The 15,327-nt window shown below is 45.7% G+C and carries 10 protein-coding genes and 3 pseudogenes; 3 read left to right on the top strand and 10 right to left on the bottom strand.

Features of this window, described 5'->3' with window-relative positions; all coding sequences use genetic code 11:
* Nucleotides 1-3: 3 nt before the first annotated feature.
* From secD to queA, 4 genes are all read right to left on the bottom strand, one after another.
* On the bottom strand, nt 4-1,863 hold the full coding sequence (gene secD, locus DXE31_RS02290) for a protein translocase subunit SecD (RefSeq protein WP_114697671.1): 1,860 nt from the start codon (nt 1,861-1,863) through the stop codon (nt 4-6).
* Between the two features lie 25 nt (nt 1,864-1,888).
* Entirely contained in the window at nt 1,889-2,215 is a 327-nt protein-coding gene (yajC, locus tag DXE31_RS02285; protein ID WP_114697670.1) for a preprotein translocase subunit YajC, read from the bottom strand.
* A gap of 135 nt (nt 2,216-2,350) precedes the next feature.
* Nucleotides 2,351-3,508 (bottom strand): tRNA guanosine(34) transglycosylase Tgt, encoded by a 1,158-nt coding sequence (gene tgt / locus DXE31_RS02280; RefSeq protein ID WP_114697669.1) that lies wholly within the window; start codon nt 3,506-3,508, stop codon nt 2,351-2,353.
* Nucleotides 3,505-4,551, bottom strand: coding sequence for a tRNA preQ1(34) S-adenosylmethionine ribosyltransferase-isomerase QueA (gene queA / locus DXE31_RS02275; RefSeq protein WP_114698624.1), 1,047 nt, complete (start codon nt 4,549-4,551; stop codon nt 3,505-3,507). Before queA ends, tgt begins: the two co-directional genes overlap by 4 nt.
* A gap of 30 nt (nt 4,552-4,581) precedes the next feature.
* On the opposite strand from queA, the gene recG reads away from it, so the two are divergent.
* Nucleotides 4,582-6,672: an ATP-dependent DNA helicase RecG gene (gene recG / locus DXE31_RS02270; RefSeq protein WP_114697668.1), complete on the top strand. Its 2,091-nt coding sequence runs from the start codon at nt 4,582-4,584 to the stop codon at nt 6,670-6,672.
* 10 nt (nt 6,673-6,682) lie between these two features.
* Nucleotides 6,683-7,546 (top strand): 4-hydroxybenzoate octaprenyltransferase, encoded by an 864-nt coding sequence (gene ubiA, locus DXE31_RS02265; RefSeq protein ID WP_114697667.1) that lies wholly within the window; start codon nt 6,683-6,685, stop codon nt 7,544-7,546.
* Here the strand turns inward: ubiA and proC are convergent.
* The 4 genes and pseudogenes from proC to DXE31_RS02245 form a co-directional block, all read right to left on the bottom strand.
* The gene (proC, locus tag DXE31_RS02260; protein ID WP_114697666.1) at nt 7,543-8,412 is read right to left on the bottom strand and encodes a pyrroline-5-carboxylate reductase; all 870 of its coding nucleotides are present in this window, start codon (nt 8,410-8,412) and stop codon (nt 7,543-7,545) included. The two genes, ubiA and proC, sit on opposite strands and share 4 nt — an antisense overlap.
* Nucleotides 8,409-9,134, bottom strand: a complete 726-nt coding sequence (locus tag DXE31_RS02255; protein WP_114697665.1) for a YggS family pyridoxal phosphate-dependent enzyme — start codon at nt 9,132-9,134, stop codon at nt 8,409-8,411. The genes proC and DXE31_RS02255 overlap by 4 nt, the downstream gene beginning before the upstream one ends.
* Nucleotides 9,131-10,410: pseudogene (gene glcF, locus DXE31_RS02250) on the bottom strand (glycolate oxidase subunit GlcF). The gene DXE31_RS02255 and the pseudogene glcF overlap by 4 nt, the downstream one beginning before the upstream one ends.
* Nucleotides 10,411-10,548: 138 nt before the next feature.
* Nucleotides 10,549-11,989, bottom strand: a pseudogene (locus DXE31_RS02245) (FAD-linked oxidase C-terminal domain-containing protein).
* A 67-nt stretch (nt 11,990-12,056) separates the two neighbouring features.
* On the opposite strand from DXE31_RS02245, the pseudogene DXE31_RS02240 reads away from it, so the two are divergent.
* Nucleotides 12,057-12,643 (top strand): annotated as a pseudogene (locus tag DXE31_RS02240) (cob(I)yrinic acid a,c-diamide adenosyltransferase).
* Nucleotides 12,644-12,667: 24 nt separating this feature from the next.
* Here the strand turns inward: DXE31_RS02240 and DXE31_RS02235 are convergent.
* Nucleotides 12,668-13,792, bottom strand: coding sequence for a 3-deoxy-7-phosphoheptulonate synthase (locus DXE31_RS02235; RefSeq protein WP_114697664.1), 1,125 nt, complete (start codon nt 13,790-13,792; stop codon nt 12,668-12,670).
* A gap of 30 nt (nt 13,793-13,822) precedes the next feature.
* The gene (gene tldD, locus DXE31_RS02230) at nt 13,823-15,313 is read right to left on the bottom strand and encodes a metalloprotease TldD (protein ID WP_114697663.1); all 1,491 of its coding nucleotides are present in this window, start codon (nt 15,311-15,313) and stop codon (nt 13,823-13,825) included.
* Nucleotides 15,314-15,327: the final 14 nt, after the last annotated feature.

The following is a 15,327-nucleotide window of genomic DNA, read 5'->3' as shown; positions in this document are numbered from 1 at the left end:
GGCTTATTTCTCCTGTGGGCGCCAAACTTGGCCAATAGCGAGTTTTTTAACCTTCTTGTGTCTGCCATAGCAAAGGTTGACAAGACCGCGCGAGAAGAAGACAGCCGAGAACATTGAAGTCAGAATGCCCAAACAGTGAACCATTGCGAAACCCTTAATAGGGCTGGATCCAAACGCCAGCAATGCCAAGCCAGCAATTAATGTGGTTACATTGGAGTCCAAAATGGTTGCCCATGCTTTATCGAAGCCAATGGCAATCGCAGTTTGTGGCGATGCTCCATTGCGCAGCTCTTCACGAATACGCTCATTAATCAACACGTTGGAGTCAATTGCCATACCGAGAGCCAGAGCCATCGCGGCAATGCCAGGCAGGGTCAGTGTAGCTTGCAACATCGAAAGTACGGATATGAGTAAAAGCAAATTTACAGCTAACGCAACAACTGAGAAAGTGCCAAATAATAGGTAGTAAGAGATCATGAAGATGGAAATAGCACCAAAGCCAATCAAGAGAGACTTGAAGCCTTTCTCAATATTCTCAGCACCCAAGCTTGGTCCAATAGTGCGTTCTTCAATAATTTCCATTGGAGTGGCTAAAGAGCCGGCACGCAATAAGAGAGCTAAGTCATTTGCACTCTCAGTAGTTGGCTGTCCAGTAATTTGGAACTTAGAACCAAATTTACTTTGAATAGTGGCTATCGTCAGAACCTCGCCTTTACCTTTTTCAAATAGGATCATGCCCATTGGATTGCCAATGTTTTCACGAGTAACTTCTTGCATAACACGGCCGCCAGCAGCATCTAAGGAGATGTTTACAGCAGGGCGTTGGTTTTGATCAAAGCCAGCACTTGCATCGGTAATCCGATCACCACTAAAAATGACGGATTTTTTAAATACACCCAGACGATTTTCACCAAAACGGAAGGTATCCATTCCGGAGGGTGGTGTCTCGCCAACAGCAATCGTTGAAACCAGTGGGTCTGCTAAGCGGGACTCAAGTGTTGCAGTACGACCAATAATATCCTTAGCACGAGCTGTATCTTGTACGCCTGGTAGCTGCACCACAATACGCTCAGCACCTTGTTGTTGAATCACTGGTTCTTTAACAGCTAACTCATTGACGCGTTTATTAAGAGTAACGATATTTTGCTTAACAGCACTATCTTGAATTTCTTTTAATGCAGTCGGCTTGAATTCACCAACTACTTTGGGTGAGAGGCCGGTAGGTTTCACTATCCACATGAGTTCAGGCTGGCTAGTGGTCAGTAATGCACGTGCTGCTTCAGCATCAGCTGTGCTACCAAAGTGAATGGAGATAGAGTCAGCACCACGCTCAATACCCTGATGATGAAAACTCTTATCGCGTAATTGGCTACGGATATCGGTTGCCAAAGAGGTAACCTTTTTCTGGACTGCGCCCTTCATATCCACTTGGAGAAGAAAGTAAACGCCGCCGCGTAAGTCTAGTCCTAATGGCACAGGTAGTGCATTAATTGCGCTGAGCCAGCCCGGCGTATTGGAGAGCAAATTTAATGCAACCGTGTAATTAGGTTCATTTTGGTCTACGTTCAATTTTTGCTGCAAAAGATCGCGCGCACGAAGTTGAATATCAGTGTTATTAAAACGAACTTTGATTGAGCCAACATTACCCGCAACTTCAAAGAAAATGCTAGTGTTATTGATGTCGGCCTCAGACAGAATTGTTTCTACACGAGCCTGCGTTGCCAAATCAACCTTGATGGTTGGTTTGGCAGACGAGACTTGAACCGCTGGAGCCTCACCGTAGAAATTAGGTAATGAATATAGTGTGCCGATCAGAAGTGCAACGGCGATCACTAGATATTTCCAGAGAGGATAACGATTCATATAAAGATATTTTTAAGCACACAAATTAAGCAGACTTCAGAGTGCCTTTTGGCAATACTGTCGTAATAGCGCCTTTTTGCATTTGCACTTCTGTGCCTGCAGAAATTTCAACAGTAACAACTTGGTCTTTTAATGCTGTTACTTTGCCCATGATGCCGCCAACAGTAACCACCTCATCGCCAACTCCCAGAGATGCGAGCATTGCTTTAGTTTCTTTTTGACGCTTCATTTGTGGGCGAATCATGATGAAGTAGAGAACCGCAAACATCAAGATCAAAGGGAGGAAGCTCATTAAGCCACCGGAATCCGCGCCCGCTGCTGGAGCTTGGGCAAAAGCGTTACTAATCCACATACAAAACCTCCGTTAATTACCAATTAAAAATTGCTTAGATTTTTCGACCTATTAACTGAAGGTCGTCACCCGTAATTCTAAACTGTGTGCGGTTTTGGAGGTGATTTGCAGGGGGTTTTGGCTCCCTTGAGCTGATTAGTCCTGTGCTGGCTCAACACCACGCTGGCGATTGCTATGAAATTCTTCGCGATAAGCGCTAAAGCGGTCTTTACTGAGGGATGCTCGAACCTCAGACATAAGCTGGAGGTAATAAGAGAGGTTATGAATGGTGTTCAGCTGGGGGCCCAGGATTTCATTCGCCTTTTGGAGGTGATTTAAGTAGGATCTCGTGAAGTTTTGGCAGGTGTAGCATGCGCAGGTAGGATCCACTGGGCGATCGTCGTCCTTGTATCCAGAATTACGAAGCTTAAGGTCGCCAAAACGAGTAAATAAGCAGCCATTACGAGCATTACGTGTGGGCATCACACAATCGAACATATCAATGCCTAGGCTAACGCCCAAAATAAGATCCTCTGGTGTGCCGACACCCATCAAATAGTGGGGCATATGTTCTGGCAATTTTGGGGCTGTGAAATTGAGAATCCGCTCAAACTCTGGCTTTGGCTCGCCAACCGATAAACCCCCAATCGCAATACCATCAAATCCTTGTTGACTGACGGCATCCAGAGAAAACTCTCGAAGATTTTCGAACATACCGCCTTGAACAATACCAAAGAGTCCATTACCAGTATTAAGCTCGCGAAAACGTATAAGCGAGCGATCTCCCCAACGCAGAGACATTTCAAGGGAGGCGCGTGCAGTTTTTTCAGAGGTTGGTTGACCTTTGATTTCATAGGGGGTGCATTCGTCAAACTGCATAGCGATATCACTATTAAGCACTGCCTGTATTTCCATTGATACTTCTGGGGACATAAATAGTTTGTCCCCATTAATCGGTGATGCAAAAGTCACACCTTCCTCGGAAATCTTACGAAGTGCACCCAAACTAAATACCTGAAAGCCCCCTGAGTCTGTGAGGATAGGTTTATCCCATCCCATAAAACGATGTAGGCCACCATGTTTTTTGATGACATCCAAACCTGGCCTTAACCAAAGATGGAAGGTATTACCTAAAATAATTTGTGCCTTTGCTTCGTATAAGTCACGTGGGGTCATGGCTTTAACCGTGCCATAAGTACCCACTGGCATAAAGATGGGGGTTTGTACGCTGCCATGAGGGAGATCAAGCTGACCTAGGCGAGCAGGACTCTGTGAGTCACGCGCCAGGATATTAAAGTGAACAGGTTTTGTCATAACTTTGCATTCTCGAGTCGGCAAAGAAACATAGCATCTCCATAACTAAAGAAGCGATATTTCTGTTGAATAGCATGTTGATAAGCAGTGCGAATATTATCCATTCCTGCGAATGCGCTCACTAACATTAAAAGAGTAGATTTTGGTAGATGAAAATTTGTTAACAAACAATCCACAATTTTAAATTCGTAGCCAGGGGTAATAAAGAGGTTGGTTTCGTCGCTACTTTTTGCACTGGCAGCATAACTCTCTAGCGCGCGTAAACTGGTTGTGCCTATTGCGATGACTCTCCCACCATTTTGCTTGGTTGTTACAATCGCATCTAATGTCTCTTGTGGAATTGAGTACCACTCATAGTGCATTTGATGTTTAGAAAGATCCTCTTCACGTACTGGTGTAAATGTGCCAGCGCCTACGTGAAGAGTAGCGTTAGCCTGATTGACTCCCAAATCTTTTAGGTTTTGCAAAATAATTTCATCAAAATGTAATCCTGCAGTAGGGGCTGCAACCGCGCCAGGATTTTTTGCAACCACTGTTTGGTAGTGGTGCGCATCATCGCTATTGGGTTGATGGTCAATGTAGGGCGGCAAAGGTAATTCGCCAAAGCGCTCTAGCAAGACAAAGACATTTTCCGGAAAGCGTACCTCATAGAAGCGGCCGTCATCTCCAATCATCTCCACAGGAAATGATTCCCCCCTGGGGTTATGAATATGCACGATGCTGCCAATTTTTGGCACCTTAGAAGCTCTGATTTGTACCCAGGCCTGCTTCTCGCCACTAATTCGCTCAATAAGAAGCTCGACATTACCTCCGGTCTCCTTTTGACCATGCAGACGTGCTGGTATAACCTTGGTGTCATTAAAGATGATTAAGTCCCCGGCCTGAATAAGGTTCAGAATGTCCTTAAACTGTCGGTCTGCTAATTGAGCACGACCGGACTCATCAACCTTAAGCTCCAGGAGGCGACTGTCGGTCCTATTCGCCAAAGGATGTTGGGCGATTAGTTCGGGCGGGAGTTCGTAATTGAAGTCAGAGAGTTGCATAGCATTACCATCAGACATTAGATTTTAACGATGACTACCAAACAAGCGCCAAGCACACTCCAAAAGATGGGTTTAGATAGCCCTATGGCCCTTGCTTTGCACCTGCCAGCACGCTACGAAGACGAGACCGAGCTGCTCACTATTGAGGGGGCCATCCAGCAGGGTCGATTTTCCACAGTCCAAACCCAAGGGATAGTCATACGTAATCAGGTCTTATTTCGGCCTAGAAGACAGATGGTGGTCACCATTGAGGACAAGACCGAAACCTTGAACTTGCGTTTTCTCAATTTTTATCCAAGTCAGCAAAAGCAGATGGCGGTGGGGGTCAATATTCGCGTACGAGGTGATGTACGTGAGGGGTTTCAGGGTCCAGAAATGGTGCATCCAACCGTACGAGCAGTTACGCCAGACGCTCCGTTGCCGAGCAGTTTGACACCGGTCTATCCAGCTAGTGCTGGGGTCTCTCAAGCGGTCATTCGTAAAGCAGTTTTTCAAGCCTTAAGAGATCCTAGTTTGCAGGAGAGCTTGGTAGAATTTTTGCCAAATAAACTATTCGCCGAGTTATTGCCAAGTCATGATTGGCCAAATTTGCAAGCAGCAATTACTTATTTACATCAGCCACCTGCTGACGCTAATACACAATCTTTGTTTGAGCGAACTCATCCGGCTTGGAGACGAGTACAGTTTGAGGAATTACTTGCCCAACAGATTTCGTTAAAGCGCGCACTCGCTATCCGCCGCGAGCGTCATGCACCGAGCATCATAAAAGATAAAGGCAGAAGTCGGGATAAGAAAAGGCAGGAAGAAAGTTTTGAGGAGGGCTTACTTAAAGCCTTGCCGTTCAAGTTAACCAAAGCACAAGAGCGTGTTTGCTTAGAAATTAGCAATGATCTCTCAAAATCTTTTCCCATGAACCGACTGCTTCAAGGTGATGTGGGGAGCGGAAAAACGGTTATAGCAGCGCTTGCGGCAGCAAGGGTTATGGATCATGGCTATCAAGCGGCTATCATGGCTCCTACGGAGATTTTGGCTGAACAACACTACCTCAAAATGAAGGAATGGTTTGAGCCATTAGGAGTTCAGATTGCATGGTTGTCTGGCAGCTTAAAAGCGAAAAATAAAAAACTTGCACAGGAAGTCATCGAAAGTGGCCAAGCTCAACTGATTGTAGGTACCCATGCTCTTATTCAGGAGAATGTCAGTTTTGCAAAACTTGGATTGGCAGTGATTGATGAGCAGCATCGCTTTGGCGTCAGGCAGCGTTTAGAAATGCAGCAGCGGGTTGGCTCAGAATTGTTTTACTGTCATCAACTCATGATGACAGCAACCCCGATTCCACGCACCTTAGCAATGACTTACTACGCTGATCTCGAGGTTTCCATTATTGATGCATTGCCTCCGGGCCGAAAACCAATTTCTACTAAAGTGGTTAAAGCAAGTCGTCGTGAGGAAGTTATCAGTGGTTTGCAAAGTTGGCTCTCGAGGGGGCTGCAAGCATACTGGGTTTGTCCTCTTATTGAAGAGTCGGAAGCTATCCAATTACAGACTGCCGTGGACAGTTTCGAGCAACTGAGGCAAGCTTTGCCTGAATTTAAGATGGGCTTGGTCCATGGTAGATTAAAAGCAGATGAGAAAGCGGCTGTAATGGCTGCCTTCAAGGCAAACGAGATCCAACTCTTAGTGGCTACTACTGTGATTGAGGTGGGTGTAGATGTGCCTAATGCTACATTGATGGTGATTGAGCATGCTGAGCGCTTTGGTTATGCTCAGATCCATCAACTTCGTGGTCGTGTGGGTCGAGGCTCTGCAGATTCCGTCTGTATCTTGATGTATGCTGAACCTCTCTCTGTGGCTGCCAAGGAACGTTTACAAACCTTACGTGAGACATCAGATGGCTTTGTCATTGCGGAACGAGATTTATCCCTTCGAGGCCCTGGCGAGCTTTTGGGTGCAAAGCAATCAGGTGATGCAATGTTGCGCTTTGTGGATTTGCAACGGGATGCTTGGTTAATTGAATTGGCACAACAGGCGGCTGAACGCTTACTAAAAGATCATACTGCTTTGGTGGAAAGACATCTTGAGCGCTGGTTAGGATCTCGCGCAGAATTTCTAAAGGCTTGATAATTACCGCATGAATCTCAGAGAGCGTTTCATCTCATACAGTGACCTCATTAGGTTGGATAAGCCTATTGGTACGCTCTTATTGCTATGGCCTACACTCTGGGCGATTTGGCTTGCAAGTAGTGGTGTCCCCGATTTATCAATATTGTTGATCTTTACCATAGGAACATTTTTGATGCGTAGTGCAGGTTGCGCTATCAACGACTATGCAGACCGTGACTTTGACCGTCATGTGCAGCGAACTCAAAGTCGTCCAGTCACGAGTGGGAAGATTTCCGGGATGGAAGCTGTGGCAGTAGTTGGTGTATTAGCTGTATTGGCTTTTCTTTTAATTCAACCTCTGAACATATTTACTAAGCAGCTGTCGGTGTTAGCCCTTCTAGTTGCGTGTATATATCCTTTTACCAAGCGCTTTTTTGCTATGCCTCAAGCGGTATTGGGCATGGCATTTGGTTTTGGAATTCCAATGGCATATGCGGCGATTTTAGATTTCATTCCCATAGAGGCATGGATCTTATTCGTAGGAAATATCTTTTGGGCAATTGCCTATGACACTGCCTATGCAATGGTAGATCGAGAGGACGACATACGTTTAGGTCTGAGAACTTCTGCAATTACTTTTGGTCAGTACGATGTCATCGCCATTGCAATGAGCTATGGAGTATTGTTTATAAGTCAAATATGGGTTGCCCAATTGGCTAGCTTGAGTAACTACTATCTGGTGGGCTGGTTTGCGGCATTAGCTTGTGCAATGTATCACTTGAAGCTTGTATCCACTCGCAAAAGAGAAGACTGCTTCAAGACATTTCGCCACAACAATTGGTTAGGTGGATTTTTATTTCTAGGAATAGTGCTAGGTCTAAGCCTCAACTAACTCTGACCCAGTTCATCTCCCATTGCTTTGCTACGCTGACTGGCGGCATTAATCGCTTTTTCTAGAATTTCGTGCCAGCCTTTTTGTTTCATGACGTCGAGGGCTGCCGCAGTAGTGCCACCTTTCGAGGTGGCTCTCTCACGCAAAATACCGGCATGCTCTTCAGAATGATGGGCTAGTTGAGTTGCACCCTCAAGGGTGGCATAAGCGAGTTTTCGTGCAGTCTGGGTATCTAAACTCAGCTTCTCTCCAGCAGATTGCATGGCCTCTAAGAATGCAAAAACATAGGCAGGACCACTACCAGAAACGGCTGTTACAGCATCCATAAGCTTTTCTTCAGTCACCCATACTGCTTGCCCCACCGCATTACAAATCGTTTCAGCTAGGGCGCGGTCAGATTCATTGACTGCGGCATCGGCAAATAATCCAGTAATACCTTTACCTATGAGAGCAGGAGTATTTGGCATAGCCCGAACGCAACGAGTGTGATCTAACCAGCGACTCATATCCTTCAAACGAATTCCAGCAGCAATGCTGAAAATTAATGGACCTGGTCCACTAGCATGCTTTAACTTAGAGGCCAGTCCTTTTGCCACCACGTTAAAGTCTTGTGGTTTGATAGCCATCACAACTACATTATTTTTGGAGAAATCGAAAGCGATTTGCTCTAATGCACCAATACCCTGTACTCCAAAATCTTCATATAGTTTTAAGGCAGTAATAGCATTCGCCTCAATTACGGAGATTTGATGCGGTTCAAACCCGTTGGCTAATAAGCCACTAATAAGAGCACGCCCCATATTGCCACCACCAATAAAAGTAATGTGGGCGTTGCTATTGTTTTGTGCGTTTTTGTTTATGCTCATTTGTTAATCTTATCGCGCTTCCCAAAAATAGCAGTACCTATGCGAACCATAGTGCTACCCTCAGCAATAGCTGCTTCCAAATCGTCCGACATTCCCATAGAGAGAGTGTCAAAGGATTGATATCCTAAGTCATGAGAGTGGTTTGCTTGGATTTGCCTAAAACAGTCATGTACAGCCGCGAATGCCTTTCGTTGAGTATTTGGATCTGGATTGGGTGCCGGAATAGCCATTAAACCTCTGAGAACTAACTTTGGCAAAGAAGTAATAGTATTGCAAAGCTCTTCAACTTCAACAAAGGAAACACCACTTTTTGTATCCTCTTCACTAACATTAATTTGTACGCAAACTTGTAATGGTGCTAGGTCTGGAAATTCACCACGTTGAGCCGATAGGCGTTGGGCAATTTTGAGACGATCCACGCTATGAACCCAATCAAAATACTCTGCAACCTCACGAGTTTTATTACTTTGTAGAGGTCCGATAAAGTGCCATCCTAACCAAGGACGAAGCTTTGTCAGTTGAATAATTTTTTCAACTGCCTCTTGAACATAGTTTTCACCAAAAGCCGATTGGCCTGCATGCATCGCCTTCTCGATTGCTGAAGCTGGAAATGTTTTACTAACTGCTAAAAGCTCAATGTCTTCGGGCTCGCGATTTGCTGCTAGAGCTGCAGGCTGAATTCGTTGCCTGACTTGCGCTAAATTAACAACTATTGAATTCATGCGACTTGAGAGGATTTGCTGATCGATTGATCCACGATCTTAATCCAGTAAACAACAGGTTTGTTGTCTTGCTGAAGATGAGAAATACAACCAAGATTTCCAGAAACGATCACCTCAGCACCAGATTCTTCGCATGCAGCATTGAGATGGGTTAATTTATGTTTTCGAAGTTGTTCTGATAGCTCGGGCTGGGTAACGGAATAGGTACCAGCCGATCCGCAGCATAGATGACTATCTGCACACATAAGCGCACCCCAATACGAATGCTGGAGAGCAGTCCTTCAACCTTACCTCGTATTTGCTGACCATGTTGTAGGGTGTAAGGCGGGTGATACAGCACGCCCGGCTTTGGGTCCGTGCCAAGAACCTGTACAAGTTCATTTTGTAAGGATGGCAGGCTTTCTGAGAGGTCTTTCGTTACCTCAGAGATTTTCTTGGCTTTGGCGGCGTCAGCTGGGTCATTTGCAAATAAATGACCATAATCTTTTACCATCACACCACAGCCACTGGCTGTTATCACAATGGCCTCAATATCGCTCTCGACTAAGGGCAACCAAGCATCAATATTTTGCTTGGCATTTTCGAGTCCGCCAGCCTGATCATTGAGGTAGTAGCGAAGAGCTCCACAACATGTTGCGCTTGCGGTGCTAATGAGTTGAATTTTTAAGGCATGGAGTACGCGCGCTGTTGCTGAATTAATATTCGGCAACATGCCGGGTTGTACGCAACCCTCAAGTAAGACCATCTTACGTTTGTGGCTGGTAGTAGGTCTTGCATGAGGATCCATAGAGCTTGCGAGAACCTTATTTATTATCAAAGGGATTTTCCGCTGAGTCCCACTCGGCATTAATGGGCGGACTAAGCGACCCAATGTCATTGCAGTATTAAACAATGCAGGGTTGGTTAAACCTTCTTTTAATGCCCAGCGGGTTCGTCTTTGAGAAAGCGGACGCTCTGGAGTCTTTTCTTCAGCCCACTTACGACCAATATCGACTAAGTTACCGTACTGTACACCGCTAGGGCAGGTGCTTTCGCAGTTACGACAGGTTAAGCAGCGGTCTAAATGAAGACGAGTTTTTCTTGTTGGTGCCTGGTCTTCAGCAATTTGTTTGATGAGATAGATGCGCCCACGTGGACCATCTAATTCATCACCTAGCAGTTGATAGGTGGGGCAGGTGGCAGTACAAAAACCACAGTGAACACATTTGCCCAGAATGCGGGTGGCCTCGATACCTTCCGGTCTGTTGGCAAATTGAGGGGCGAGTTGAGTTTGCATAGAAAACTTATGGAAGACGTTTAGTGGCAAATACGCCAAGCGGGATCAAAGGCGGATCTTAGCTGCTCTTGAACTGCCTCAAGGGCTTTTCAGAATTTTTTCACGGAAGTTTGCTGATTTGTAAATCGGAATGGCTCATTAGAAGCGTTTCAATTCTGGGTGAGGCAATTGACCGCCGCTAATTCGCATGCGACCGTATTCGGCGCAGCGATTCAAAGTGGGAATTGCTTTGTTTGGATTCAGTCATTTCTCTGGATCAAAGGCGCTCTTTACACCCCAGAAGGATTCACGTTCACCCTCACCAAATTGAACGCACATAGAGTTAATTTTTTCGATACCAACACCATGTTCGCCTGTGATGGTGCCACCAAGCACTACACAGTAGCCTCTAAAATTTTAGCACCGAACTCTTCAGCGCGATGCCACTCATCTTGATCGGCGCCATTAAACAAAATTAGGGGATGCATATTGCCATCATCTGCATGAAATACATTTAAGCATCCGAGACCATACTTCTTTTCCATGCCTGGGATGCGCTTCAATAACGTAGCAATATGTAGTGCGGAGGAATAGTGCCATCCATGCAGTAGTAATAAGCCGCTAATCGCCCAGCAACAGGACAGGCATTCTTACGTCCGCTCCAAAACTTTAGGCGTTCGTCTTCATCTTTCGATATCCGCATGCCACTTGCACCAGCATCTTCTAGGACTTGAGTCATTCGCTCTATCTCTTCTGCAACTTCTTCTGGTGTGCCATCAGATTCGCAAAGCAAAATAGCCTCCGCCTCTAAGTTACAGCCTGCGTGAACAAATTCTTCCACGGCACGAGTAGTCGCTTTATCCATCCTCTCTAAGCCGGCGGGAATAATTCCGGCGGCAATGATGGCAGCAACTGCATTTCCACCTTTTTCAATGTCATTAAAGTTCGCCATGATGACGCGCGCAAGCTTTGGTTTGGCCGCTCTAACTTGACAGTGACTTCCGTGACCACGGCCAACATGCCTTCGCTGCCCATCATGACGGCAATTAAATCTAGGCCAGGGGCATCATCTGGCGCTAAACCACCAAATTCTACGATCTCACCATTCATGAGTATTGCTCGTACTCGAAGAACGTTATGTAAGGTGAGACCATATTTACGGCAATGTACGCCCCCAGAATATTTGGGAGGATAGATCTGGTGCGTAGTACAGACCAATATAAGCAACTGCTTCTGATATTGTAAGATTGCGAACGCCAGGTTGTACAACTGCAGTACGAGTAAATGGATCAATGCTGATAATTTTCTTCAACTTAGCCAAGGACAACACTAGACCTTGTGCAAAAGGAGCATGGCTCCACCGGATAATCCAGTTCCTGAGCCACGGGGTACTACTAGAATTTGCATCGCATAACAAATTTTTAAAATTTGGGCGACTTGTTTTTTAGTCTCGGGAAGGGCAACAGCCAACGGCATCCTTCTATACGCCGCCAGGGCCATTACATTCATAGGGAATAGTGTCTTCAGGTTCCCATAAAGGAGCGTATTCAGGGAGTATTGGGCGTAATGCCGCTACCAATTTGGATTGAAGGGCGTTAATCGCGGCTAAATCGGGGGGTCACCATATTCATGGTAATCATTTTAGCCATTTACCTATAATGAAGCTCATGGGAAATCGATTATCAAAAATCGCCACTAGAACTGGTGATGCAGGCATGACTGGCTTAGGTGACGGAACTCGCGTAGCGAAGAATCACCTGCGGATTTGCGCCATGGGTGATGTGGATGAGCTGAACTCTGAAATCGGGGTTTTAATGACTGAGGAGATCCCAGAGAGTATTTCCATTGAATTGCACGAGCTTTTTTGCAAGTGCAGCATGATTTATTTGACTTAGGGGGCGAACTTTGCATCCCGACTTACAAGTTACTTAATCCAGAGCACGTTACACAGCTCGATGTTTGGCTCGAGACATATAACCAGCAGCTACCCCCTTTGACAGAGTTCATTTTGCCGGGTGGAACTCGGGCTGCAGCTCAAGCGCATGTCTGTCGAACTGTCTGTAGAAGAGCGGAGCGTTCGATTGTGCGTTTGGGTTGGGAAGAGCCTTTATATGATTCACCACGCCACTATGTAAATCGTTTGTCAGACCTTCTTTTTGCACTTGCGCGCATTCTCAATCGTGCAGCTGGTGGCTCTGACGTGTTGTGGAAGCACGAAAAAAAGAGACCAAATAATTTAGTCTCTTTAAGCTAAGTTGCTATTTACATTACTGCCACATTATTTCTTTTTTGCTCTACGTTTTTTCACAGCAGTTGAGAGTCGTTCTAATACTTGCGCTGAGTCATCCCAGTTAATACATGCATCAGTAATACTGCGACCGTATTCTAATTTGCTTGGATCATCTTTTCCGGGTGTGAATTTTTGAGCGCCGTCATTCAGATGACTTTCAATCATCACACCAAAAATTTGACGTGAACCAGATTCAATTTGTTGTGCCACATCATCTGCTACAACAATCTGACGCTCGTGTTTTTTGCTGGAGTTTGCATGAGATAGATCTACCATCAAACCAGCTGGAAGCTGGGCTGCTTCGAGTTCTGAGCAGGCTGCCTGTACAAATTTTGCCTCGTAATTAGGTTCTTTACCGCCACGCAAAATGACGTGACAATCCTTATTACCTTTGGTTTCCACGACAGATACTTGACCATTCTTATGTACAGATAAGAAGTGGTGTGGTCGACCTGCTGCTTGAATTGCAGCGGTAGCAATTTTGATATTGCCATCAGTTCCATTTTTGAATCCGATTGGAGCCGAAAGACCAGATGCAAGTTCGCGGTGAACTTGACTCTCGGTTGTGCGGGCGCCAATAGCACCCCAAGAAATCAGATCGGCAATATATTGTGGAGAAATCACATCCAAGAATTCACTACCAGCAGGCATACCTAGTCGATTGATTTCCATTAGCACTTGGCGGGCTAGGCGCAGGCCTTCTTCGATACGATAGCTTTCATCTAAGTAAGGGTCATTGATCAAACCCTTCCAACCAACAGTAGTGCGTGGCTTTTCAAAATAAACACGCATCACGATTTCTAATTCGCCAGTAAAACGCTCGCGTTCACCCATGAGGCGTTGGCAATATTCCAATGCTGCTCTTGGATCATGAATCGAGCAAGGGCCGATGATGACTAGCAAGCGATCATCTTTGCCATGAATAATGTCACGGATTTTTTTACGTGTTTTACTGATTAGCGCTTCGGTTGGAGTTCCAGAGATTGGAAAAAAGTGAATCAAATGCTTTGGTGATGGCAGAACAGAGATATTGTCTATGCGTTGATCGTCAGCATCCGAAGTCTTGTCAACTGCGGAGTACCAATTTGCGGGATTCGAATTTTGTTGGCTCATACAGCTATTTTAAGCCGTAATTGGGCAAATTTAGGCGGTGCCACCCACAGTGAGGCTATCAATCCTAAGGGTAGGCTGCCCAACCCCGACCGGAACGCTTTGTCCCTCTTTGCCACAAACCCCTACGCCCCCATCTAGTTTGAGGTCATTCCCGATCATGGAAACCTGTTTTAAGGATTCTGGTCCGCTACCGATAATCGTGGCGCCTTTAACGGGATACTGGATTTTGCCGTTTTCTACCCAGAAGGCTTCAGATGCAGAAAAGACAAATTTTCCGCTAGTAATGTCGACTTGGCCGCCGCCAAAATTCACTGCATATAGACCACATTTAATGCTAGCAACAATTTCTTGAGGATCATCCTTTCCAGCAAGCATGTAGGTATTAGTCATGCGTGGCATTGGCAGCGATGCAAAACTCTCGCGACGACCATTGCCAGTAAGAGGCATATTCATGAGACGTGCATTGAGACTATCTTGAATGTAGCCTTTTAAGATTCCATCTTCAATTAGCGTCGTGCATTGAGTTGGCGTCCCTTCATCATCAATGTTTAAAGAGCCTCTGCGTCCAGATAAGGTGCCATCGTCAACTACAGTTACTCCTTTGGCTGCTACACGTTGACCAATCCGCCCAGCAAATGCGGAGGAATCTTTGCGGTTAAAGTCACCTTCTAGACCATGCCCAATTGCTTCATGAAGTAATACACCTGGCCATCCTGGTCCCATGACAACTGTCATTGGACCAGCTGGTGCAGGACGAGAGTCAAGATTTACTAAAGCGCCATCAACCGCCTCATCAATATAGTGATTAATCAACTCTTCACTGAAGTAAAGGTAGTCATGCCGCGCTCCGCCTCCTGATGAGCCTGATTCGCGCCGACCATTCTGCTCAGCAATCACATGCACTGAAAGTCGAACTAGTGGACGAATATCGGCAGCCAATAGGCCATCCGCACGAAGAATTAAAACGACATCAAACTCGCCCGAGAGGCTTGCCATGACCTGGGTGATGCGCGGATCTCGAGCCTTGGCATAATGCTCGATTCTCTCGAGAAGTGCAATTTTATCTTTGGGTTGTAGCGAATCTAATGGGTTGATATCTGAGTAAAGCTTATTCGAAACAGGATGAAATAATTTACTTGCAACAGCCTGTTTACCACCCTCTGGGCCAATCACTCTTGTTGCTTTAGTGGCTTTATTTAAGGCTTCTAAATTAATTTCATCTGAATAAGCAAAGGCAGTTTTATCGCCATAGATGGCGCGGACGCCAACGCCTTGGTCAATGTTAAAGCTACCTGATTTGACAATACCTTCCTCTAGGCTCCAGCTTTCACTGCGGGTATGCTGGAAATAAAAATCTGCATCGTCTAGGCGATGAGTAAAGAGATTGCCAAAAGTATGGTGCAAATCTTGTTCTGTTAAGCCTGTTGGCTCTAGCAAGATGGATTTAGCTAATTTGATAAGGTCTGCTTGCTTTTTGGCTTTGGTCCAATTGGCAGGAAATAGTGCTTCGGGGGCATTCATGTGAATCTGCGGAT

This window comes from Polynucleobacter necessarius, from assembly GCF_900095185.1.
Taxonomy (GTDB): Bacteria; Pseudomonadota; Gammaproteobacteria; order Burkholderiales; family Burkholderiaceae; genus Polynucleobacter.
Note: the sequence above shows the minus strand (reverse complement) of the source record. Positions and strands in the feature narration are given on the sequence as shown.

Bases quoted from the DNA above. Each gene is read 5' to 3' on its own strand.
- queA (WP_114698624.1), bottom strand. From the start codon at position 4,551: ATGCAACTCTCTGACTTCAATTACGAACTCCCGCCCGAACTAATCGCC.
- yajC (WP_114697670.1), bottom strand. From the start codon at position 2,215: ATGTGGATTAGTAACGCTTTTGCCCAAGCTCCAGCAGCGGGCGCGGAT.
- tldD (WP_114697663.1), bottom strand. From the start codon at position 15,313: ATGAATGCCCCCGAAGCACTATTTCCTGCCAATTGGACCAAAGCCAAA.
- tgt (WP_114697669.1), bottom strand. From the start codon at position 3,508: ATGACAAAACCTGTTCACTTTAATATCCTGGCGCGTGACTCACAGAGT.
- secD (WP_114697671.1), bottom strand. From the start codon at position 1,863: ATGAATCGTTATCCTCTCTGGAAATATCTAGTGATCGCCGTTGCACTT.
- ubiA (WP_114697667.1), top strand. From the start codon at position 6,683: ATGAATCTCAGAGAGCGTTTCATCTCATACAGTGACCTCATTAGGTTG.
- DXE31_RS02255 (WP_114697665.1), bottom strand. From the start codon at position 9,134: ATGAATTCAATAGTTGTTAATTTAGCGCAAGTCAGGCAACGAATTCAG.
- DXE31_RS02235 (WP_114697664.1), bottom strand. From the start codon at position 13,792: ATGAGCCAACAAAATTCGAATCCCGCAAATTGGTACTCCGCAGTTGAC.
- proC (WP_114697666.1), bottom strand. From the start codon at position 8,412: ATGAGCATAAACAAAAACGCACAAAACAATAGCAACGCCCACATTACT.
- recG (WP_114697668.1), top strand. From the start codon at position 4,582: ATGACTACCAAACAAGCGCCAAGCACACTCCAAAAGATGGGTTTAGAT.